The organism is Pseudoalteromonas sp. MQS005, from assembly GCF_001661605.1.
In the GTDB taxonomy this organism is placed as follows: domain Bacteria; phylum Pseudomonadota; class Gammaproteobacteria; order Enterobacterales; family Alteromonadaceae; genus Pseudoalteromonas; species Pseudoalteromonas tetraodonis.
Map to the genome: position 1 here is coordinate 22,772 of NZ_LYRQ01000041.1, position 21,782 is coordinate 44,553.

Annotated in this window: 19 protein-coding genes; 13 read left to right on the forward strand and 6 right to left on the reverse strand. The window is 40.8% G+C overall.

The window, feature by feature from the left end:
- The first annotated feature begins 297 nt into the window (after nucleotides 1–297).
- The 4 genes from edd (at nucleotide 298) to A9479_RS14025 (ending at nucleotide 5,074) form a co-directional block, all read left to right on the forward strand.
- Nucleotides 298–2,148, forward strand: a complete 1,851-nt coding sequence (gene edd, locus A9479_RS14010; RefSeq protein ID WP_064663751.1) for a phosphogluconate dehydratase — start codon at nucleotides 298–300, stop codon at nucleotides 2,146–2,148.
- A 33-nt stretch (nucleotides 2,149–2,181) separates the two neighbouring features.
- A complete protein-coding gene (gene eda / locus A9479_RS14015; protein ID WP_013464823.1) occupies nucleotides 2,182–2,814 on the forward strand; it encodes a bifunctional 4-hydroxy-2-oxoglutarate aldolase/2-dehydro-3-deoxy-phosphogluconate aldolase in 633 nt (210 codons plus the stop codon).
- Nucleotides 2,811–3,815, forward strand: coding sequence for a type I glyceraldehyde-3-phosphate dehydrogenase (gene gap, locus A9479_RS14020; protein ID WP_013464824.1), 1,005 nt, complete (start codon nucleotides 2,811–2,813; stop codon nucleotides 3,813–3,815). Before eda ends, gap begins: the two co-directional genes overlap by 4 nt.
- Nucleotides 3,816–3,949: 134 nt before the next feature.
- Nucleotides 3,950–5,074 carry a sterol desaturase family protein gene (locus A9479_RS14025; protein WP_013464825.1) on the forward strand — a complete coding sequence of 375 codons (1,125 nt, stop codon included), beginning with the start codon at nucleotides 3,950–3,952 and terminating at the stop codon, nucleotides 5,072–5,074.
- Nucleotides 5,075–5,120: 46 nt separating this feature from the next.
- Here A9479_RS14025 and A9479_RS14030 read toward each other — a convergent pair whose 3' ends face one another.
- The 4 genes from A9479_RS14030 to A9479_RS14045 form a co-directional block, all read right to left on the reverse strand.
- Nucleotides 5,121–6,398 carry a protein kinase gene (locus A9479_RS14030; protein WP_013464826.1) on the reverse strand — a complete coding sequence of 426 codons (1,278 nt, stop codon included), beginning with the start codon at nucleotides 6,396–6,398 and terminating at the stop codon, nucleotides 5,121–5,123.
- Nucleotides 6,399–6,471: 73 nt separating this feature from the next.
- On the reverse strand, nucleotides 6,472–7,185 hold the full coding sequence (locus A9479_RS14035; protein WP_013464827.1) for a YebC/PmpR family DNA-binding transcriptional regulator: 714 nt from the start codon (nucleotides 7,183–7,185) through the stop codon (nucleotides 6,472–6,474).
- Between the two features lie 198 nt (nucleotides 7,186–7,383).
- Nucleotides 7,384–9,462 carry a M13 family metallopeptidase gene (locus A9479_RS14040; protein WP_064663746.1) on the reverse strand — a complete coding sequence of 693 codons (2,079 nt, stop codon included), beginning with the start codon at nucleotides 9,460–9,462 and terminating at the stop codon, nucleotides 7,384–7,386.
- 195 nt (nucleotides 9,463–9,657) lie between these two features.
- The gene (locus tag A9479_RS14045) at nucleotides 9,658–11,448 is read right to left on the reverse strand and encodes an ABC transporter ATP-binding protein/permease (protein ID WP_197487261.1); all 1,791 of its coding nucleotides are present in this window, start codon (nucleotides 11,446–11,448) and stop codon (nucleotides 9,658–9,660) included.
- 112 nt (nucleotides 11,449–11,560) lie between these two features.
- Here A9479_RS14045 and A9479_RS14050 point away from each other — a divergent pair, with 112 nt between their 5' ends.
- From A9479_RS14050 to A9479_RS20125, 6 genes are all read left to right on the forward strand, one after another.
- A complete protein-coding gene (locus tag A9479_RS14050) occupies nucleotides 11,561–12,022 on the forward strand; it encodes a hypothetical protein (RefSeq protein WP_013464830.1) in 462 nt (153 codons plus the stop codon).
- A 108-nt stretch (nucleotides 12,023–12,130) separates the two neighbouring features.
- Nucleotides 12,131–13,969, forward strand: a complete 1,839-nt coding sequence (gene secD / locus A9479_RS14055) for a protein translocase subunit SecD (protein ID WP_013464831.1) — start codon at nucleotides 12,131–12,133, stop codon at nucleotides 13,967–13,969.
- Entirely contained in the window at nucleotides 13,962–14,891 is a 930-nt protein-coding gene (secF, locus tag A9479_RS14060; protein ID WP_013464832.1) for a protein translocase subunit SecF, read from the forward strand. Before secD ends, secF begins: the two co-directional genes overlap by 8 nt.
- A 101-nt stretch (nucleotides 14,892–14,992) precedes the next feature.
- On the forward strand, nucleotides 14,993–15,469 hold the full coding sequence (locus tag A9479_RS14065) for a GreA/GreB family elongation factor (protein WP_013464833.1): 477 nt from the start codon (nucleotides 14,993–14,995) through the stop codon (nucleotides 15,467–15,469).
- Nucleotides 15,470–15,573: 104 nt separating this feature from the next.
- Nucleotides 15,574–16,122, forward strand: coding sequence for a hypothetical protein (locus A9479_RS14070; RefSeq protein WP_013464834.1), 549 nt, complete (start codon nucleotides 15,574–15,576; stop codon nucleotides 16,120–16,122).
- Nucleotides 16,123–16,276: 154 nt separating this feature from the next.
- Nucleotides 16,277–16,618, forward strand: a complete 342-nt coding sequence (locus A9479_RS20125; RefSeq protein WP_231893575.1) for a hypothetical protein — start codon at nucleotides 16,277–16,279, stop codon at nucleotides 16,616–16,618.
- A 149-nt stretch (nucleotides 16,619–16,767) separates the two neighbouring features.
- Here A9479_RS20125 and A9479_RS14080 read toward each other — a convergent pair whose 3' ends face one another.
- Nucleotides 16,768–17,103 (reverse strand): zinc ribbon domain-containing protein YjdM, encoded by a 336-nt coding sequence (locus tag A9479_RS14080; protein ID WP_013464836.1) that lies wholly within the window; start codon nucleotides 17,101–17,103, stop codon nucleotides 16,768–16,770.
- 315 nt (nucleotides 17,104–17,418) lie between these two features.
- Between A9479_RS14080 and A9479_RS14085 the strand changes: the two genes are divergently transcribed.
- The 3 genes from A9479_RS14085 to A9479_RS14095 are packed head-to-tail and all read left to right on the forward strand — an operon-like array spanning nucleotide 17,419 to nucleotide 20,487.
- The gene (locus tag A9479_RS14085; protein WP_013464837.1) at nucleotides 17,419–18,813 is read left to right on the forward strand and encodes a RimK family protein; all 1,395 of its coding nucleotides are present in this window, start codon (nucleotides 17,419–17,421) and stop codon (nucleotides 18,811–18,813) included.
- Nucleotides 18,813–19,958 carry a GNAT family N-acetyltransferase/peptidase C39 family protein gene (locus A9479_RS14090; protein ID WP_064663748.1) on the forward strand — a complete coding sequence of 382 codons (1,146 nt, stop codon included), beginning with the start codon at nucleotides 18,813–18,815 and terminating at the stop codon, nucleotides 19,956–19,958. Before A9479_RS14085 ends, A9479_RS14090 begins: the two co-directional genes overlap by 1 nt.
- A gap of 16 nt (nucleotides 19,959–19,974) precedes the next feature.
- The gene (locus A9479_RS14095) at nucleotides 19,975–20,487 is read left to right on the forward strand and encodes an MgtC/SapB family protein (protein ID WP_064663749.1); all 513 of its coding nucleotides are present in this window, start codon (nucleotides 19,975–19,977) and stop codon (nucleotides 20,485–20,487) included.
- A gap of 12 nt (nucleotides 20,488–20,499) precedes the next feature.
- Here the strand turns inward: A9479_RS14095 and A9479_RS14100 are convergent, their stop codons facing one another.
- The gene (locus A9479_RS14100) at nucleotides 20,500–21,729 is read right to left on the reverse strand and encodes an EAL domain-containing protein (protein WP_064663750.1); all 1,230 of its coding nucleotides are present in this window, start codon (nucleotides 21,727–21,729) and stop codon (nucleotides 20,500–20,502) included.
- Between the last annotated feature and the right edge of the window lie 53 nt (nucleotides 21,730–21,782).

Genomic DNA, 21,782 nt, shown 5'->3' on the forward strand with positions numbered 1-21,782 from the left:
GGGCTTTTTTTTGTCTGTACTTTTAATTTTCATTATTTGCTTGCTGGTATTTCACTAAAAATTCACGTTTATTTATTGTACATGTTAAAAAAATTGGCTATTTTTATGACTCAGGGTTGACACCGGTGTCAATGTCATGCGTTAATACCCTGACACCGGTGTCAGGGTTGTTGTGAGAGGCTCCCTGGTAGCGTACCTTTGAACGGGTAAGTCAAAGATGCTCAGTACAGTTATTTTCGTGGAGTCTATAATTGTTACTGAGCCTTTATCCTCTAACGAATAGAGATGAGTAAAATTATGTTGCACCCTCGAATTCAAGAAGTCACAGATCGCGTTATTGAGCGCAGTAAACAAACCCGTCAAGCCTATTTAGATCGTATTTCGCACGCAAAAAAACAAACAAGAGTTCGTGCTGGATTAGGCTGTGGCAATATTGCTCATGTAATGGCTGCGTGTAGCAGCGATGACAAAGCGCGTTTAAAAGCAGACGAGGTGCCAAACCTTGCAATTATCAATTCATATAACGACATGTTATCTGCACATGTGCCTTATAAAGAATACCCCGATTTAATTAAAAGCATTGCCACTAAATTTGACGCCACCGCGCAAGTTGCTGGCGGTGTACCTGCGATGTGTGATGGCGTTACGCAAGGGCGTGATGGCATGGAGCTATCGCTTTTTTCTCGTGACGTTATTGCTATGTCTACTGCGGTTTCGTTATCGCATGACGTGTTTGATGGTGTGTTTTGTTTAGGCGTATGTGACAAAATTGTCCCAGGCCTATTAATTGGTGCTTTATCATTTGGTCACTTACCTGTGTATTTTTTACCAGCAGGGCCTATGCAATCAGGTATACCAAACAAAGACAAAGCACGTGTTCGTCAAAAGTTTGCACAAGGACTGGTATCTCGTGAAGAGCTACTAGAAGCTGAAAGCGCTTCTTATCACAGTGCGGGTACCTGTACGTTTTATGGCACTGCAAATTCAAATCAAATGCTGATGGAAATAATGGGCTTACACTTACCAGGTAGCTCGTTTATAAACCCATACACAGAACTGCGTGATGGCTTAACCGGTAATGCGGTTGAAACCATGCTTAAGCAGCTTACTGAAAACAAAGATGGCCCGTGTTTAGCGGATGTGATCAGCGAAAAAACCATTATTAACGGCTTAGTTGGCTTGTTATCAACAGGTGGCTCAACAAATCATGCAATCCATATTGTGGCGATTGCTAAAGCGGCCGGTATTCAAGTTACATGGAAAGACATGTCTGATTTATCAGCGGTTGTTCCATTACTGACGCGTATTTACCCTAATGGCTCTGCAGATGTTAATCACTTTCAAGCAGCCGGCGGAATGGGCTTCTTAATGCGTGAATTAGCAGGTGCTGGTTACCTTCATACAGACGTAACCACTATTTTAGGCGAAGGCCTTGCACCTTACATGTGTGAGCCACTACTCGATAAAGACGACAACTTAATTATGAGTGATGCGAATGGCCCAAGTAAAGTTAAATGGGTCGCGTGTCCAGAAAACTCACATGATGAAGAAGTACTTCGCCCAGTAAGTAACCCATTTAGTAAGCAAGGTGGTTTACAGCTACTAACGGGTAACTTAGGTAAAGCGGTTATTAAAGTTTCTGCGGTTGCAGAGTCTCATCAAGTGGTGTCGGCACCGGCTAAAGTATTTAGCTCACAAGGTGAGTTACAAGATGCCTACAGCCGTGGCGAACTTAACCAAGATTTTATTGCTGTACTTAAAGAGCAAGGGCCAAAAGCCAAAGGCATGCCTGAGCTTCATAAGCTCACACCAGTAATGGCAACATTACAAGATCAGGGCTATAAAGTGGCTATTGTTACCGACGGTCGTATGTCGGGCGCATCAGGCAAAGTACCAGCGGCAATCCATTTAGCACCTGAAGCGGTTGAAGGTGGGATTATTGCTAAAATTCATGAAGGCGATATTGTTACTCTAGATGCGCCAAATGGTATTTTAAAACTGCATGTTAGCGATGAAGAGCTTGCTAAACGAGAGCCGCAAATTAGCCAAGCAAGCCAAACGTTTGGTACAGGTCGTGAATTATTTACTGGATTTAGAAACATAGTAAGCAGTGCCGATTTAGGTGCAAGTGCTTTTGGACTTGAATAATAATTAGCCATATTGGGTAATGAGGAACAAGTAATGAGTATTGAAAAAATCTTAGCATCGGCACCGGTAGTGCCAGTGGTGGTAATCGAAAAATTAGAAGATGCAGCACCACTTGCAAGAGCGTTATATAACGGTGGCCTAAAAGCACTTGAAATTACACTGCGTACACCCATTGCAGCTGAGGCTGTAAAACTAATGAAAGCAGAAGTGCCCGAAGCTTATGTTGGTACAGGTACTGTGGTTGATAAAGCAAGCTTTAACGCATCAGTAGAGGCGGGTGCTGACTTTATGGTAAGCCCAGGTGTTAGCGATGAGTTATTAGCGCTGGCAAAAGAGTCTACTATTCCATTTTTACCCGGTGCAGCGACCCCAAGCGAAGTGATGAACTTAGCTGCTCATGGTTTTAAGTTCTTAAAGTTTTTTCCTGCAGAAGCTGCAGGCGGTGCTGCCATGCTTAAATCTATTGGCGGCCCATTACCTGATATTACTTTTTGTCCAACCGGTGGCATTAGTTTAGCAACCGCACCTGATTACTTAGCACTTAACAATGTTATTTGTGTAGGTGGTACCTGGATGTTAGATAAGCAACTTATTGAAAATAAAGACTGGCAAGCTATTGAAACGCTTGCTCGCCAAGCATGTGAAGTTAATAGGAGTCAAAAATGATTAATGTAGCAATTAATGGCTACGGCCGAATTGGTCGTAATGTATTACGTGCACTGTATGAATCAGCGCAAAATAATGAAATTAAAATTGTGGCTATTAACGATTTAGCCCCAGCCAATGTAAATGCTCATCTGACTCAGTTTGACTCAGTACATGGTCGTTTTTCACAGCAAGTAACGCTTAAAGACAACACCATGTTAATTGGCGATGATGTGATCACCTTAACGCAAGAACGCGATCCTGCTAATTTACCGTGGAAAGCGTTAAACGTTGACATAGTACTTGAATGTACAGGGTTATTTACGTCACGCGAAGCGGCTAATAAGCATATTGAAGCCGGTGCTAAAAAAGTAGTGGTATCGGCACCTGGTACAGATATGGATGCTACCGTAGTGCACGGTGTAAATAGCGATGTAATTAATGCCGATAGCAATATCATCTCAAACGCGTCGTGTACAACTAACTGTTTAGCGCCAGTAGCCAAAGCAATAAACGATACGGTAGGGATTGAACAAGGTAGCATGACTACTATTCATGCTTATACCAACGATCAGAACTTATCTGACGTATACCACCCAGATTTATACCGCGCGCGTAGTGCGACTCAATCTATGATCCCAACTAAAACGGGCGCTGCAAAAGCGGTTGGTTTAGTACTGCCTGAACTTGCCGGTAAACTAGATGGCATGGCGGTACGTGTACCTACAATTAATGTGTCGTTAGTTGATTTAACGTTTATTGCTAAACGTGACACAAGCATTGAAGAAATTAACCAAGTGGTTAAAGCAGCCTCAGAAGGGCCAATGAAAGGTATTTTAGAGTACAACGAGCTGCCGCTTGTTTCTATCGACTTTAACCATAACCCAGCTTCATCTATTTTTGATGCAACGCAAACGCGTGCTGATGGTAAATTAGTTAAAGTAATGGCGTGGTACGACAACGAATGGGGTTTCTCAAACCGCATGTTAGATCAAGTTAAAGCGCTGGGTGCCTATTTATAAATTTTCCGTGTAGTTAATTTAGCTTTATCCAGCCAAGCCACGCATTGCGTGGCTTTTTTTGTGTTTTAGTTAGCCCAAAATTTGCTAGAATATGCGCACTAGAATAGGGACTGCATATTATATTAAGGAAAATAATGCTAAAACACGTCACTAAAAAAATATTTCGCACCAGTCACCTGCAAATTGGTGAGGGTAATATCAGCGGTTACATTGCTTGCTTTTTGGCGATATTAAGTTGCTTGGGAGTGCTTGCATTCCACTTCCCTGAATATTTAACGACTCCAGAATTGCGTAAAAGTTATAGCGTCGAGTTTTTACGTCAACTTATGTTTGTTGCCCTTATTATTTCAGGAAGCCTGGGTTTACTTAATTTTGTACGAAATACCAATAAGCGCTTGGGGGCGACTGCGTGGTTTTTTATTGTACTAGCAATTGGCTTTGGCGGCCCGAATGTTGAAGTGAATGACTTTGCCGATAACACCCCATATATTGGCTTAGACTGGTTTATATTAGACTTATTAGGCTCAACCTTAATTTTTATTTTAATTGAAAAACTGCTTCCGCATCGAAAAGAGCAAAAAATACTGCGTAGTGAATGGCGCGGGGATTTAAACCATTTCTTTGTCAATCATCTAATAGTGGGCTTTGTATTACTGGTTACTAATCATTTTGTTCATTATGGTTTTGGTTGGGCGGTGTCGAGCACATTACAAGGTTACATAGCGCAAATGCCGTTTATACTGCAGCTATTTTTAATTATTTTGGTGGCTGATTTAATGCAGTATTGGACACATCGTGCGTATCACGAAGTCCCCTTTTTATGGCGATTTCATGGTGTGCACCACAGTGCCAAAGAAATGGACTGGTTAGCAGGCTCTCGTCAGCATATTTTAGAAATACTGGTTACCCGTAGTTTAGTGTTAACGCCTATATTTGTGCTGGGTTTTTCACAGCAAATTATTAGTTTGTACGTGATTATTGTAGGCTTTCAAGCGGTATTTAATCACGCCAACGTAAATGTAAAATTTGGGTGGTTAAAGTATTTTATAGTTACACCGCAGTTTCATCATTGGCATCACGCATCCGATAAAGCCGCAATTGATAGAAATTATGCAGCCCATTTTTCGTTTTTAGATTACTTGTTTGGCTCTGCAGTAAAAGGGCAAGCAGAGTGGCCTAAAGAATATGGGGTTGTGGGTGATTACATGCCTGTAGGTATGCTAAAGCAACAAATTTACCCGTTTAAAAAACAAAAATAGTGTTCAATTTTAGCTTGTGGCCATAATATTAATGGCCGCATAACCACTATAAAAAGTCAGCTAATGCGCTAAGTGTTGGCCGCTGTGTGATATTTTCGCTCATGCATTGCTGCGCAATATGTTTTAAGTGCATGACTTCAGCGTTTTGCTCTTGGCAGGTTGTGAGTAAATCCTCGATTAAACACCCTAAAGCACGCACTTCTATTAACTGCATTTGTTGACGTTGATAGTCACTGAGCATAGTAAGATCAGTGGCCGCGCCAAAATCCCCAAACAGCACACGCGCGTGCGGGTCAACCATGGTATTGTGCGCATATATATCACCATGGCTTATATTGTGCTGGTGCAAGTGGGCCACAGTGCTAACCATTTGCTGCGCTATGGCATAAATTGCGTGGGTAGAGTAGTGGCAATCGCTTTCAAATGTATCTCTAGTACAGGTATCAAGGCTGGGCGGTAAGCCTAGATTTGTATAGCTTGTATCAATTAACTCCATCACTAAACCAAGCTGTTGCTGTTGTTCAATGTAAGCCAGTACTTTAATTAAGTTTGGATGCTCAAGCGCTTGCAAGCAACAATTAACTTCATCCAGCGGGTAACCATCGCTTGTAATAGTCCCTTTAAATAACTTAACAGCAACCGGCTCTTTATTCGTTGAATAAGCAAGATGGATAATCCCTGATGCGCCTTGGCCTATTACTTTACTGAGCGAGTAATCTGCCAGTGGTTTATTGGCTAAATTTGATTGGGTAAGGCACTGTGATTTATTAAAGCAATTACCTGCAAATGCAAGCCAAGTCAGTTTTGGTAGTTCAAATAGCCAATCATCAATTTGAGTTAACTGATTTGCAGAGAGCCTAACTAGTTCTAGGTTATGGCAGTTTGCCATGCTTATTGGTAGCTCACTGAGCTGATTACCTGCCAATGCCAGCTTTTTAAGCGCAGTGTATTGGCCAAATGTTGCAGGCAGCTTAGCTATTTTATTATCTGTAAGAATAAGCCATTCAATCGTTTTAGGTAGGCAGTGATCTGCAAATTCAGTGATGTGATTACCTTTAAATGCAACCATTGTCAGAGCAGGGCACTTAGCGAGTATTTTAGGTATATGTTTAAACTGATTAAACGATAAAAACAGTCGTTTTAATTTTGTTAGGCAGGCAAATTCATCAGGTAAATCAGATAAATTGTTATTAGATAAATCCAAGACTTCAAGGGTATCCGCGAGGGTAAAAATTTCCTCTGGAAAGTGGCTTAGCGCTTCAACTAATTGTAGGTGTTTTGCACCAAGTAATTGGCCGCTGCGAAGTTGTGAAAGGGTATTCAAAATTAATAATCCATTTTAAAATCAATAAAAAGGCCAACTAAGTTGGCCTTTAAACACGATTAAGCTTTAACGTTTAAAATTGTGCGTTGTGGTACACGTTTTGTACGTCGTCACAATCTTCAAGCATGGCTAAAAAGCGTTCCATCACTTCTACATCTTCGCCTTCAATAGGGGCTTCTACTTGGGGTACAAAGGCAATTAAGTCTTCGTCAAATTCTGTCACACCCATTTCTTCAAGTGCGGTACGCGTATTGTTGTATTCAGTGTGTGGAGCAAATACCGTCACTTTACCATTTTCTACTTCTACATCGGTTACATCAACGTCAGCCATCATTAGCGCTTCAAGTACGGTTTCATCGTCGTCACCGTCAAATACAAAAATAGCAAGGTGATCAAATAAGTGTGATACCGAGTTTTGTGCGCCAATTTTAGCGTTTGCTTTAGTAAAACACACACGTACATCAGCAAAGGTACGTTTGTTGTTGTCGGTTAAACAGTCAACAATAATCATGCAATTACCTGGGCCGTAACCTTCGTAGCGCGTAGCTGCATAGTCTTCACCGCCGCCGCCTTTGGCTTTATCAATGGCGCGTTCAATTACGTGAGCCGGTACTTGGTCTTTTTTAGCGCGTTCAATTAAACGACGCAGTGCTAGGTTACCGTCTGGATCAACACCGCCGTTTTTTGCACAAATATAAATTTCTTTACCGTATTTTGAATAAACTTTAGTTTTAGCACCCGCAGTTTTAGCCATTGAATCTTTTTTGTTTTGGTAAGCTCTTCCCATCTGCGTTTCGCCTTAATATGTATAAATAATTGAAAAAATTTGCAAGCCCATATTCTAAAGGTAAATGCCGGGCAGGGCTAGTAAGTATTGAGATTGATTACTAAGTAACGGGGGGAACAGTTATTATGAATGGAAAATAAAACAACCCGCCGAAGCGGGTTGTTTATTCGTTACAAATGATGAACGTTTGTCAGGGGATTACCAAATACGAACACGTTCGTCTTCTGGTAAGTACAACTCATCACCTGGTTTTACATCAAATGCTTTGTACCATGCGTCGTGGTTACGAGGAGCTTGTGCTCTAAAGCGACCTGGCGCATGCGTACCGCCACGTAATTGATTTAACATGCTTTGCTCAGTACGTTTTTCTTTCCATACCTGTGCCCACGCTAAGAAGAAACGTTGATCGCCGGTTACACCATCAATCACAGGGGCTTCTTTACCATTTAGGCTTAGTTTGTAGGCATGATAAGCCATGGCTAAACCACCTACATCACCAATATTTTCACCTAAGCTGTTGCGGCCATTTACAAAGTTACCTGGAATTGGCTCATATTTGCTGTACTGAGCCGCCAGTTTGTCGGCTTTAGCATCAAAAGCAGCACGGTCTTCGTCAGTCCACCAGTTACGTTGTATGCCGTTAGCATCTGATTTTGACCCTTGGTCATCAAAGCCATGGCCCATTTCGTGGCCAATCACGGCACCAATACCACCGTAGTTTACCGCAGGATCTGCATTTGGATCGAAAAACGGCGGTTGTAAAATAGCGGCAGGGAATACAATTTCATTAAATGAGCTATTGTAATAAGCATTTACACGTTGTGGTGTCATACCCCAGCGATTGCGGTCGGTTTTCTTAAGCTCTTTTTCAACGCTATCGGCTTGGAAAAACTCACGCATATTTTTTACATTAGCCATTAAATCATTTTTGCTAATGCTTAAGCCTTCGTAAGATTGCCATTCATCTGGGTAACCAATTTTTGGCACAAACGCCGCTAATTTTGCACGCGCATTCACTTTTGTTTCTGCGCCCATCCAATCTAGGTTATCAATACGCTCGCCAAGGGCTGTGCGTAAGTTTTCAACCAGCTCAGACATTTGTTGCTTTGATGACTCAGGGAAATAACGTTCTACATAAATTTTACCAATCGCAAAGCCTAGTGAACTAGTGCCTGACATTTGGCTGATCGCACGTTTCCAGCGCGGACGAGGCTCCTGCTGACCATTTAACTCTTTACCAAAGAAAGCAAAGCTGGTGTTAAATATGTCTTCTGACAACAGCCCAGCGTTACCATTAATTGCATGATATGTTAGGTAGTCTTTCCATACGCTTATATCTTCGTTGTTGATTAAATCAATCATGGCCTTTACAGGTTCAGGCTGCGACACGTTTAGCTGCGGTACTTTGTAACCTGTTTGCGCAAAGTATAAATCCCAATTAAATCCAGGGTACTGAGTACTTAACTCGTCGCGTTTTATTTGGTTTAACGTTATGTCACGATTACGGCGTTTTTCACGTGGCCAATGACCTTCTGCAATTTTTGTCTCTAGCGCTAAAATTGCTTGTGCACGTTCAGTGGTATTTTCAACACCAGCAAATTTAAGCATGTCGTCAATATGTGCAACATACGCTTCACGAGTTTTGACAAAACGCTCTGCATCTTCAAGGTAATATGAACGATCAGGTAAGCCTAAACCACCAGCACCTAACGACATTTCGTATTTATTAGGATCTAAGCGGTTAAACCACATACCACCACCAATTGGGGCGCTAACACCAGTGAGCCATGAATTACCAAAGATTTTTGCTAAGTCATCAGTTGAGTCGACAGCGTTAATATCGTTAAGCAATGGCTTAATGGGAGTCACACCGAGCTTATTTAGCGTGTCGGTATCCATGTACGAATTATAAAAATCAGCAACTAGTTGCTCTTCTGCATTTAAATTTTCACGTGCTGCAATATCTTCAATAATTTCTTTTACACGCTCTTCACTGCGTTCAGCTAACGCAGAAAACGCACCATAGCGTGTTTTATCTGCTGGCATTTCGTAGTTGTCGTACCATGAACCGCTGGCATACATAAAAAAGTCATCGCCTGGTTTTACAGCTTCATTGCGGGCAGTTAAATCAACCCCAAAAGTGCCTAATTCAGCTTGCTCAGTTGCTTGTGGTTTTTCAGCGACTGCTGCGACTTGCTCAGTTTTTGTAGTTTGTGGCTCTGAACAGCCGGTAATAAATGTAGCGGCGAGTGCCGCTGCAATTAAACTTTTTTTCATTACTTTCCCCTATGAATTCACGTTATTTAATTCGTTATATTTTTGTTATAAAAATAGCTATTTGATTGTATTGATAACTTCACTTCAAACAAACCTTTTGAGGTGAATAACCGTACCGGTCGATAAGATGAATAAAATACTATCAAAATAGCAAAAAAACACTCAACTACTTAAATCGTTCTTGAGCGGCTTAGTTTATTGCGCCTTTGACTGCTTTTGCTGTAATGCCCACATACGGGCATATTCACCGTTTTGATTTAGTAGTTCTTGGTGTTTGCCTTGTTCAATAATTTCACCAGCTTTTAAAACAATAATTGAGTCTGCGTCGGTTATGGTCGAAAGTCGGTGCGCAATAACAATACTGGTGTGATCATTTGCCACTTCACGCATTGCTTTTAAAATAGCTTGCTCTGCATGAGAGTCGAGCGCAGAGGTTGCTTCATCAAAGATTAAGATGGGTGATTGCTTTAAAATAGCACGGGCAATGGCAATCCGTTGTTTTTCACCCCCTGAGACTTTTAACCCACGCTCACCCACGAGGGTTTTATCGCCTTTGTCTAAGCTATTTATAAAGTCGGTTAAGTGCGCCATGTTAATTGCTTTATTTATTTCATCTTCAGTTGCTGAGGGTCTGCCATAGGCAATATTCTCACGGATGGTGCTATTAAACAGCACAGTATCTTGGGGGACTATCGCAATGGCTTTACGCAAGCTTGCAAGAGTAACTGTATTAATTGCTTGTTTATCTATGCTAATAGTGCCTGATGACAGCTCATAAAAGCGATACAGTAATCGGGCTAATGAGCTTTTTCCTGCACCACTTGCACCCACAATCGCGACTTTTGAGCCGGCAGTAACATTAAAGCTAATGCTTTTTAAAATAGGCCTTTTACTGTCGTAGTGAAAGCTTACTTTATCAAAGCTAATTTCACCTTGTTTAATGACCAATTCTTTAGCCTCATGAGCATCCGCCACTTTAGGTTGTGTATTAAGCAGGCCGAGCATGTTTTCAAGGTCGGTGAGGGCACGGCGTATTTCGCGATACACAAACCCTAAAAAGTTGAGCGGTAAAAAGAGTTGAATCATATACGCATTGATCATCACCAGTTCACCAATCGTTAACTCGCCCGTGACAACTTCGCTTGCGCCAAGCCACATTAATGCGGTTATTGCACAGGCAATTATGAGTGCTTGCCCTGAATTTAGCGCCAGTAACGAGAGTCTGTTTTTTAATCGTGCTTGTTCCCAGGTTGCTAAAAACGTATCGTAAGTTTTAGCTTCATACTCTTCGTTATTAAAGTATTTAACGGTTTCGTAATTTAATAAGCTGTCGATGGCGCGTGTGTTACTTTGGTTGTCGGCAGCATTTGACTCGCGAATAAAGCGGTTTCGCCATTGGGTAACTGCCACGGTAAAAAAGATATAAATAGCCACAGCAAGTAGGGTGATCAGCGCAAACCAAATAGAAAATAAGGTGCCAAAAATAATCGCCACGGTCATTATTTCAAACAACGTGGGCACAATATTAAACATTAAAAAGCGCATTAAAAAGCTCAAACCACTGGTGCCGCGCTCTATGTCTCGACTTATACCGCCAGTTTGTCTGTCTAAATGAAAGGCTAAATCTAACGAATGCAAATGTTTAAATACTTTAAGGCCAATATCACGCATGGCATGCTCGGTGACTCGAGAAAATACAGCATCGCGTACTTCACCTAAAAACACGCTGGCAAATCGCAGTGCGCCGTACATAACGAGTAATAAGGTTGGGACGAGCAGTAGCGGGTTAATTGATTTATCAACCGCATCAATTATTTCTTTTAAAGCCCATGGCATGAGCAATGTCGCGCCTTTAGCACCGACTAGCGCTAATATGGCAATCAGCACACGACCTTTAAATTTAGTGATATAAGGCCAAAGAGTTTGAATGCTTTGTTTTAAATTCATAGCGTCGGGGCGTTTTACTGAACTTTGTCTGGAGCGCATCGAGGATCTCAGTATTGTTTTTATATAAATGAAATAGCTTAATGTTGGCTATTGTATTTTAATTAGCTGCCCTTATATACTAGCTATCCTTTATTTTAGTTTTAAATGACAGATGTTAAAATTTCGCGTTTTTTTAGCTACTTGCTTGTTTTTTGCTGCACTCTTTAGTGTGCAAAGCCATGCTATGGGCGTAAAGCACGAATTAAACAGTAACCAAAGCAGTTATAGCCATGTTGTTAATGTCGAAAATTTAACTAACGCTCCCACACCGTTAAAATCGCTAGGTAATTTACAGCATAAAAACTCAAAGCATTCTGAGTTTGCTGCGCATCAACCTAGGCTAACAGCCAATAACTCATTTTTATTTTTACACAGTGCGCAGGGCGATCCTGAATACGATGTAGTGCATGAGTTTTTTGCGCTAAATGGGTGTAGGCATATTTTTTTGCGACCGCAAGCAGTCACCATAAATCAGCCTTGGTATACTTGGGTTTTTAAAAGTAAAAAGTCGCGCTTGAGCGGCTGGAAAGATGCGAATCTGTTATACACCGCTGTAACCACCTACCACGCTTAAAGTTCCTTAATTATCGTTAATTGGTTTTAACGCATCGCGTTTTGACCTTAATTTTAATTGTGCCTAATAGGTACGTTACTGAGCTATGCCTAGTAATAAGGAACAACTATGTTAAGTTTTAAAAAACAAAAAAAGCCATTTATGGCTAAATTTAAATTAAGCTATGTAGCCATGTTGGTTGTATTGGTTTTACTGGCAATAAGCGCTTTACCTAATTTATACCCGAATAAATCGTGGTTGCATATTAGTGCCGCACCTGAGGTTAAAACACAAGCAATACCAAGTACTGAAAACATAGTGCGCTTTTTAAATAGCCAAGGGTTTGAGGTCAGCCAAGGGGTAGAAAACCAAGCAACAATTAATGTGCTTTTAAATACACCTACGCAAAGTGCCCAAGCTCAAGCGGCTATAAAATCGAATTACCCAAACACACAAGTTAAAATTGTAGAACATGCAACCAGCCCTATTTGGTTACAAGAGTTTGGTCTATCGCCCATAAAGCTGGGTCTTGATTTAAACGGCGGAGTATTGTTTGTACTTGATGTTGATTTAGATAAAGCCATTGATGAGCAATTACTCAGTGCTTACCAGCAAACGAAAGCCATTATTGTTAAACAAAAAGCCTATGGTGTTAAAGCAAAGCAAACTAACCAAGGCTTTGAAATAAGTGCATTAGAAAATGCAGCTGAAAAGCTAACCTCAGTTATTAGCGACCTTAAAAGCCGCTTTGAAAATCTAACTTTAACCACATCAACTCATGGCAACTTACAGGTCGTTAAAGTGAGTTATTCTGAGCAAGGGCGCAGCGCATTTGATAAACAAGTCATGAGCCAAACACTCACTACGCTTCGCTCACGCATTGAAGAGTTAGGAATTACCGAGGCGGTTACACAGCGCCAAGGTAAGCAGCGCATTCGCATTGAGCTACCCGGCGTCCAAGACCCAGCCGAGGCAAAACGTATTATTGGTGCTACCGCGTCACTTGGGTTTTATCAACTTAAAGAGATTGGCGGACAAACATTTAATTTGCAATCGGGTGGGACTATTAAGCTCGACCCTGTGCCTATTTTTACTGGTGAGCACATTAATAATGCCAATATTGGCCGTGATGACTGGGGTAAACCTTTAGTACAACTGAGCCTAGATAGCCAAGGTGGCGATGCTATGTCGGCGTTTTCTAAGGCGAATATAGGCAAGCCGATGGCAACGCTCTATTCAGAGTATTCACAAAATGCTAAAGGTGAAGTGGTTAAAAAAAGCGAAGTCATTAATGTGGCGAATATAGCCCAGCATTTAAGCTCACGCTTTAGTATAACCAATATGCAAAGCCAGCAAGCGGCTGCCGATTTAGCGCTATTACTCCGTGCAGGATCGCTTACGGCGCCAGTAACCATAGTACATGAACAAACTATTGGTCCAAGCCTTGGCCAAGACAACATTAACAATGGATTGGCGGCGTTAATGTTAGGCATGGGGTTAACGCTTGCCTTTATGGCGCTGTGGTATCGTCGTTTAGGGCTTATTGCAAATGTTGCGTTAGTTTTAAATTTAACGTCTTTAGTGGGGTTAATGTCATTATTACCTGGGGTGGTTTTAACACTTCCTGGTATTGCAGGTTTGGTGCTAACCATAGGAATGGCAGTTGATACTAACGTGATTATATTTGAACGCATTAAAGAAGAGCGCCGCAAAGGACGTCCTCCATATCAAGCGATACAAGAGGGCTATAAACAAGCTGCGAATACGATTTTAGATGCCAATATTACCACGATGATCACCGCGATTATTTTATATGGCATAGGTTATGGCCCTGTAAAAGGCTTTGCTATAACGCTGGCGCTGGGACTTATCACATCGGTATTTACTGGTGTGTATGTATCGAAATATTTAAGCCAAAGCTTATATTTAAAGCTGGGTAAAAAAGCAGGAGTAAACGCGCATGCTTAATTCTTTTTTAAAATGTGAGGCAGGGTCTCGTATACGTTATACAGGCATGCTGATCAGCGCCATATTTGTGTTGTTGTCGGTATTCACCATTGCACAAAAAGGGCTAAACTTTGGCCTTGATTTTACGGGTGGATACTTAACAGAGTTTACCACCAGCCAAGGTGTTGAACTAAAACAGCTTGAGCAATTTATTGCAAAAAATCATCAGGGTGAATTTGAGCTAACAGCACAGGGCAATAATCATTTTCAACTAACACAAGGCCCCAATAATACAAGCAATAACGATGACTGGAAAACGGCTATTAGCCAAAACCCAACTATAAATGCTGAGGTTTTATCATCGGCTTATATTGGCTCTCAAGTGGGTGATGAACTATTTGAACAAGGCTGCTTAGCATTATTTGCTGCGATGGTCGCGGTAATGATTTATTTAGCTGTTCGTTTTGAATGGCGTTTGGCATTAGGCTCTGTGGTGGCTTTATTTCATGACTTAGTGCTGGTGGTTGGCTTATTTGCATGGTTACAAATAGAGTTTAACCTAACTGTTTTAGCCAGTTTGTTGGCGATTATTGGCTACTCATTAAATGACTCAATAATAGTTGGAGATAGGGTGCGCGAGCTGTTGCGCATACCAACAAACATCACACTCAAACCAAGCAGTATTATCAACAGTGCTATTAAAAGTACCTTAACTCGTACGCTTATTACCTCCGGGACTACGCTCGCAACGGTGGCAAGTGTTTGGCTGTTAGCAGGGGCGCCGCTTCAGGGATTTGCAATTGCTCTGTTTGCAGGAATAGTCGTAGGCACGTTATCGTCCATTTGTATTGCTGCAACATTACCCGAGCTACTTGGGTTAAGTGCTAAAAACTACGATAAGCAAGTGGATCAGCAAACGCAGGCATTAATGGATATGCCATAGGCTTAAATCAGCATTGTTGTTACACAGCAAAGGGATAGTGTTAGGTGTAGCAACAATGCTAAAATGGCAAAATTATTTTACCGTATTTAGTGAATTTCCAAATGAATAAAGCCCATGTTACAGAGCACCTGCGTTTTGCCTTAGAAGAGCAGCTTAATACTGCGAAAATTGCAGCTCAAACAGCCCACGATACCGCGACCCACGAAGAAAGTATTGCAGAAACTCAATATGATACGCTCGGGCTTGAAGCTGCGTATTTAGCGCAAGGTCACGCTGATCGGGTGAATGAGTGTTATAAAGAAATACAACTATTTGAAGCCATCTACAACGACGTCGTTACAGGCACAATAGCAGTCAGTTCATTGGTGTGTTTAGAAGATGATGCAGGCACACAAAAATGGTTTTATTTAGGCCCTGCAGCTGGTGGATTAACCGTTGATATTAAAGGCACAACTATTCAAGTACTTACCTCTGGTGCACCATTAGGCCAACAGTTATTAGGTAAACAAGTCGATGATGAAGTTAGTTTAACACTCGGTGATGTAAAACATAGTTACGATGTGGTTAAAGTGCTTTGAATGTAGTATTTATTTGTCTCTTACGCTGAGACGCAGCATCTCGTAGGCCTCTTTGTTAAATAATTGCCTGAAACTTATAGAATAAAATTAGAGATGAGCCGTTTATGAACTTAGTTTTGGTTAGTGATATATTTGGTAAAACAGCGGCTTTAAAAGCATTAGCTGAAGAACTAAACGCTCAGTCTATTGTCGATCCCTATGGCGGGGTGGATTTGGCATTTAACAGTGAACAGCAGGCCTATGAGTATTTTAGTCAGCATATTGGCCTTGATGAGTATGTCGCTATTTTACAAAAAGCGATTAAACCACTCGCTGGTAACATCATATTGATTGATTTTAGTGTTGGCGCATCGGCAATTTGGTCAATGTCTGCACATCCGGCGATTAAAACGATAGCTAAGGGCATTTGTTTTTACAGCTCGCAAATTAGGCACCATACTGAGCTAAACCCGGCATTTGAAATAGAGTTAATTTTTCCTCACTATGAGCAACATTTTGATGTAAAAGCACTTCAGGCTAAGTTGGCAACAAAGCCTAATGTTTCCGCTAAGTGTGTTGATTATTTGCATGGTTTTATGAACTCGCATTCGAATAATTTTAATCAACGCGCTTACGATGAAACATTAACTGTGTTATCTAATAAGCTAATATAATAAACTAGTTAAGGAGTGTTTATAACTCGATGTTAGCCGGTTTCACTCAATCACAACTAAGGCATTTATAGCGTGAACTTATAAGATTTGCTTGAGTCTGATAATCATTAACGGATAAGCAGTTAAATAAAGGACATAAATTTAAGGGAATATTATGGAGATAGGGATTTTTACCGTCACAATTACGGGTGTTTTACTCACGGCTTTATTTATAAAGTACTTAACTTTTAGGCCTGAGCGTGTTTTTTCTGATATTGGAGAAAACGTTCTACTTTGCAAAAAACCTCACTGGTTCAATAATAATAAAAGTAGAATGCAGCTTATTCCTAAAGGGGCGATAATTAAAATACAGCTAGCGTCAAATACCGTTACTTTATTTTGTAAAAGTGGCAATGTTATTGATATACCAGTTCCAAACTCAAAGTTTACTGCCGATGTTTTGCAAAGCGCAAAAACACACTTTCACAAAGCAGAAGTAGTAATACTAGACAACTAACACACCACTATGAGAACTGAATATAGATTTTAAAATTTTTTAAAAGGCGCTGAAAATCGATTAGTTAAAGTGGATGTCAGTTTGTTAATGTAATAAAGCGCCAAGATTACGCAGGTTATTGCTGTATTTAATTGTTTATCTCAATGGGTTTAGGCTTTTTTAACAAATTTAGCCGTCACCATCATTTCACCTATGCCATCTACTTTACAGTCAAGCTCATGATCTTTTTTATCAAGTACACGTCTTACTAAGGCTTTGGTGCCAATTTTAATAACTTGTGAGCTACCTTTAATTTTTAAATCTTTAGCTACGGTTACTTTGTCGCCATCAGCAAGTAAAGTGCCGTTTGCGTCTTTCACTAAAATAGCGTCTTCGTCATTAGTAACATTCGGGTTCCACTCATAGGCACATTCTGGACAAATAAGCAGCTGTTGGTCTTCGTAAACGTATTCACATTGGCATTTAGGACAAGCGGGAAGAGACATGATGATCACTTTTAGTATTAAATTTTGGCTATTTTAAAACACAAATTAGCAATAAAAAAGTTCATCAAAAATTTTTATCTTTACGCTAAAAATATCTCGTTTGTGTGCATCTAAAAAAGGGCATATAAATCACCTGTCGCTTAAGCAATTTAAGCGCTAACGTTTATAGTAGATATTCGTTAAAGCACCTATCGTATTAAGTGATTTGCTAAATGCTGCACTTAGTGCGATAGGTGTTTCTATTTGCTGTTTTATTCGCTGAGCTAACTGATTAGCAAGGCTGCTTTGTATATTTTGACTTAACTAGGAAAAGTCGTGTTTAAAACCTTAATTGTGGTTGATAACAATGAGCAAACGCTTGCTCTTTCATTTGAAAATGTCATTACATTTGACACCTATTTGCGTGACTACCCAAAACGCAACGAACCAAAAACCCGCATAATAAACCTATGTGATGCTAGCCAGTATTTAAGTAAAGGCTATTACTGTTCGTTACTTGCTGAGGCGCGCAAGCATCAAGTATTACCGAGTGTAAAAACAATTAACGCGCTTCGAAGCAATCAAGCGTCATTACAAAATATTGGCCATATTGATGGTGCTGTTTATTTTGGTCATGCGGGAAATGATCAACAAGCTAAAGCCGCTAAATCGGTATTTAAACAATATCCGGCACCTATTTTATTTGTTGATGAGCAAGGCCTATTACAACAAGGATCATTAGCGTCACTAAGCGAGCAGCAGTATGCTGCGTTTATTGAAAAGCTAAATGAGTTTACCCAAACGCAATGGCGTATTGGTAAAGTAGAGCGCCGTTTTCGTTGGGATATGGCGATATTGGTTGATCATAACGAAAAAGTACCGCCAAGTGATAAAGATGCAATAGCCCGTTTTATAAAAGCAGCAGCGAAACATGGTATTAACGCAAAAGCACTCAGCTTTGAGGAAATAGACAATATTGCCCAATTTGATGCGTTGTTTATTCGCCAAACAACAGCGATTGATCACCCAACGTACCGCCTTGCAAGTAAAGCGCAAAGCCTAGGTTTAGTGGTGATTGATGATGCGGAGTCTATTTTACGATGCTGTAATAAAGTGTACTTACATGATGCATTCAATTATCAAAAAGTACCGAGCTTAAAAACCGTGGTGGTCGCAGATCAATCAAAAGACACAATTGAGCAACTAGAAGCGTCGTTTACTTATCCGCTGGTATTAAAAATGCCAGAAGGGTCGTTTTCTAAAGGCGTGTATAAAGTTGCTAATCGTGATGAATTAGAAGCTAAGCTTAGTGAGTTATTTGCTTTAAGTGCGCTAGTTCTGGCGCAAGAGTACATGTACACAGAATACGATTGGCGTGTAGGGGTACTTAATGGCCGTGCTATTTATGCGTGTCGTTATTTAATGGCGCGTAACCATTGGCAAATATATAACCATGACGCAAAACGCTTTTTCTCGGGTGGCTTTGAAACATTGCCTACGTTTGAATTACCTAAAGCTGTACTGGATGCTGCTTTAAAAGCATGTAAAACCGTGGGTAAGGGTTTATACGGTGTGGATGTAAAAGAGCATCAAGGCCGTGCGTATGTGTTGGAAGTAAACGATAACCCAAGTATTGATCACAAAGTAGAAGATGGTTACTTAGGTGATGAGTTATACATGATCATTATGGATGAGTTTAAACAGCGCCTTGAAGCACGAGGTCGCGGCTAATGCTTAACGCATTGTCTGATATGACGATTTTGGCAGGAGCGGGTATTAGTATTCGCCCTGCAAGCGCGAGTGATTTAAACGCCTTAGTGGCGCTTGAAAATGCCTGCTTTAGTAACGATAAGCTTAGTGCGCGAAGTTTAAAGCGTTGGCTTAGTGCTAAACATGGGATTTTATTAGTCGCCGAGCATAATTCGCAATTATGTGGTTACGGTTTGGTGTGGTGCCACAAAGGCACGCGGTTAGCGCGTTTGTATTCGTTAGCCGTATTACCGACGATGCAGGGCAAAGGAATCGCTAAAACGCTGCTTAAAGCCCTTGAAAAAGCCACTAGTGAGCGTGGGCGTATTTATTTGCGTTTAGAAGTGGCAGTAAATAACGACAGCGCCATAGGGCTTTATAAAAGTGTAGGGTATCGAGTTTTTGGTCAATACAGTGATTATTACGATGATCACAGTGATGCCTTGCGCATGCAAAAAAACATTCGCCAAACCAGCGAGTTGCAAGTTGAGCGTTTAACGCCATGGTATCAGCAAACTACCGAGTTTACCTGTGGGCCTGCGGCATTATTAATGGCAATGGGCTCGCTTGATAACAGCACAGAGCTGAGTCAGTCACATGAATTAGCTTTATGGCGTGAAGGCACCACCATTTTTATGACCTCGGGACATGGCGGTTGTCATCCGTTTGGATTGGCATTGGCTGCAAATAAACGGGGATTTAAAAGTGAGGTCATTGTTAATACCTCAGAGCCATTATTTTTAGATGGGGTACGCAGTGATAATAAAAAAACGGTGCTGGCGACAGTACATCAGCAATTTGTTGAAGGCATAGCCTCGGCTAATATTCCTGTTACCTATAAAGATGTTGAACTAACTGATATAGAAACGTGGTTAAACCAAGGTTTTAGTGTGTTACTGTTAATAAGCACTTATCGGTTTGATGGAAAAAAATCACCGCATTGGGTATGTGTTACTCATTTAGATGCGCACTGTGTGTACGTACATGACCCGTTTTGCGAACCAGGTAACGACAATCAATTAGCGATTGACTGTCAATATGTGCCAATTGCACGCAGCGATTTTAGTAAAATGTCGGCTTTTGGTAGTCAAAGGCTTAGAACGGCAGTTGCTATTGGTAAAAAATAATAGATTAGGATTTTAAGTGACATTTTTAGATTTTATCGATGTAGCCCCATACTCGTGGTCAGCTATTGGTACGGCGGCTTTTTGTGGGGCTATTATTGGTATAGAACGGCAATTGCGTGGCAAACCTGTAGGGATCCGTACTTCTGCACTGATCACCTTAGGTACTTACTTGTTTTTATCGACTGCGTTTAATTTACAAGGGGATGTGATTGATCATTCTCGCGTAGTCGGGCAAATAATTACCGGCATCGGCTTTTTAGGCGCAGGCGTAATGCTCGCAAAAGACGGTGCGGTAGTCGGGGTTACCTCTGCTGCCACCATTTGGGTACTGGCCTCCATTGGCGTGATGATAGCAACCGAAAACCTCGGGGCTGCTATTAAGCTCTCGGTGCTTGTGGTGGGTATTTTATACGGCGTTGACGTGCTAGAAGCTAAGTTTAAAAGCTTAAGTAAAGGCGTGCATGCTAAAGTGAAAAGTTATCATAAACGCTATTATCGAAAAGACAGTATTGATACCGAGCGCCACTAATTAGTGGCGTTTTTATGCGGGTAGTGCTTTGTTTTGGAAGCTAAGCGCATCTTCAATTGGTGCGGGGCGGCCAATAAAATAACCTTGTACACTGTCTACATTGAGTATTCTTAACGAGTTTAGTTCTTCTGCGGTTTCGATCCCTTCGGCAACAATGGTGCAGTCGATTGCTTTTGCAAATCCACACAGTGCTTTTGCCAGTAAAAATTTACGATCGTCTGTGTTTATATTTTGAGTCAGGCTAATATCTAATTTTATAATATCGGCCTCAAGCTCTAGTATGTGCTGAAATGAGGAAAAGCCAGCGCCTACATCGTCAATGGCCAAGCGCAGACCTTTGTTTCTGAGAGGCCTAAGTGCAGCTCGCATTTTTTCGTAATTAGAAATTGGCGAATGTTCAGTAATTTCTAATACCACCCTAGTGCAGTCAATCTGTTGTAATGTTCGTTCAAGTGCGCCGCTAAGAATGTGCGAAGGCGAGCAATTAATGGCAATGTAAGTTGTATTATTAAACTTTGCCATATTGGCTACTGCATTTTTAATGGCCAGCATTTCTAATGATTCACTTAAACCCACCTTACTCGCTTCTTTAAACCAGATATCAGGGGTTTTATAAGGGGTGGTAAAAAAACGTGCAAGCGATTCAAAACCTACAACTTTATTATTTAGTTGACTATAAATAGGCTGAAAATAGATACTAATATCATTATCGCTAATAATTTGCTCAATAGTTGATTTTGTGTGGTTGTACGATACGCTTTTATCTAAACTCTTTTCAATTAATCCGGTCGCTATTTCTGAAATAATATTTAAAAAAGATAAATCGCGCTCATTTAAGCTCTCATCATGGTGTGATTTATAACAACAAAACGTACCATATAATTTCCCGTTCGACAGGTTGATAGGTACACCTATATATGCCCCTATACCTAATTTTTTTGTAACCGGCATCGCTTTGGTTATTGGGTTTGCTTTGGTATTAGTAATAATAGGGCTAAGCTTGTTGTCGGTGATTTGTTGGCAATACGTTTCATTAATCGGATCGGCATTACCCACTTTAACAATTTGGTTTTCAGAGGGGTTATCGACCACTTTAAAAACACGCTCACCGTTAATAAATTCAGATATAAAAGCAACATCCATATCTAAATGTTTACGAACCAAAGTGAGTAAGTTAGCTAGTTTAGCCTTAATGGATGCATTGTTGTGTTGTTCGACAAGCAAATTGGTTAATTCATCCATCGGCTATCTCCCTATGTTAATACCACTACACCTAATGAGTAATACTATAATTT

Excerpts from the sequence above, each read along its gene's own strand:
- edd (WP_064663751.1), top strand. The coding sequence starts at position 298 with ATGTTGCACCCTCGAATTCAAGAAGTCACAGATCGCGTTATTGAGCGC.
- eda (WP_013464823.1), top strand. The coding sequence starts at position 2,182 with ATGAGTATTGAAAAAATCTTAGCATCGGCACCGGTAGTGCCAGTGGTG.
- gap (WP_013464824.1), top strand. The coding sequence starts at position 2,811 with ATGATTAATGTAGCAATTAATGGCTACGGCCGAATTGGTCGTAATGTA.
- A9479_RS14025 (WP_013464825.1), top strand. The coding sequence starts at position 3,950 with ATGCTAAAACACGTCACTAAAAAAATATTTCGCACCAGTCACCTGCAA.
- A9479_RS14035 (WP_013464827.1), bottom strand. The coding sequence starts at position 7,185 with ATGGGAAGAGCTTACCAAAACAAAAAAGATTCAATGGCTAAAACTGCG.
- A9479_RS14040 (WP_064663746.1), bottom strand. The coding sequence starts at position 9,462 with ATGAAAAAAAGTTTAATTGCAGCGGCACTCGCCGCTACATTTATTACC.
- A9479_RS14045 (WP_197487261.1), bottom strand. The coding sequence starts at position 11,448 with ATGCGCTCCAGACAAAGTTCAGTAAAACGCCCCGACGCTATGAATTTA.
- A9479_RS14050 (WP_013464830.1), top strand. The coding sequence starts at position 11,561 with ATGTTAAAATTTCGCGTTTTTTTAGCTACTTGCTTGTTTTTTGCTGCA.
- secD (WP_013464831.1), top strand. The coding sequence starts at position 12,131 with ATGTTAAGTTTTAAAAAACAAAAAAAGCCATTTATGGCTAAATTTAAA.
- secF (WP_013464832.1), top strand. The coding sequence starts at position 13,962 with ATGCTTAATTCTTTTTTAAAATGTGAGGCAGGGTCTCGTATACGTTAT.
- A9479_RS14065 (WP_013464833.1), top strand. The coding sequence starts at position 14,993 with ATGAATAAAGCCCATGTTACAGAGCACCTGCGTTTTGCCTTAGAAGAG.
- A9479_RS14070 (WP_013464834.1), top strand. The coding sequence starts at position 15,574 with ATGAACTTAGTTTTGGTTAGTGATATATTTGGTAAAACAGCGGCTTTA.
- A9479_RS20125 (WP_231893575.1), top strand. The coding sequence starts at position 16,277 with ATGGAGATAGGGATTTTTACCGTCACAATTACGGGTGTTTTACTCACG.
- A9479_RS14080 (WP_013464836.1), bottom strand. The coding sequence starts at position 17,103 with ATGTCTCTTCCCGCTTGTCCTAAATGCCAATGTGAATACGTTTACGAA.
- A9479_RS14090 (WP_064663748.1), top strand. The coding sequence starts at position 18,813 with ATGCTTAACGCATTGTCTGATATGACGATTTTGGCAGGAGCGGGTATT.
- A9479_RS14100 (WP_064663750.1), bottom strand. The coding sequence starts at position 21,729 with ATGGATGAATTAACCAATTTGCTTGTCGAACAACACAACAATGCATCC.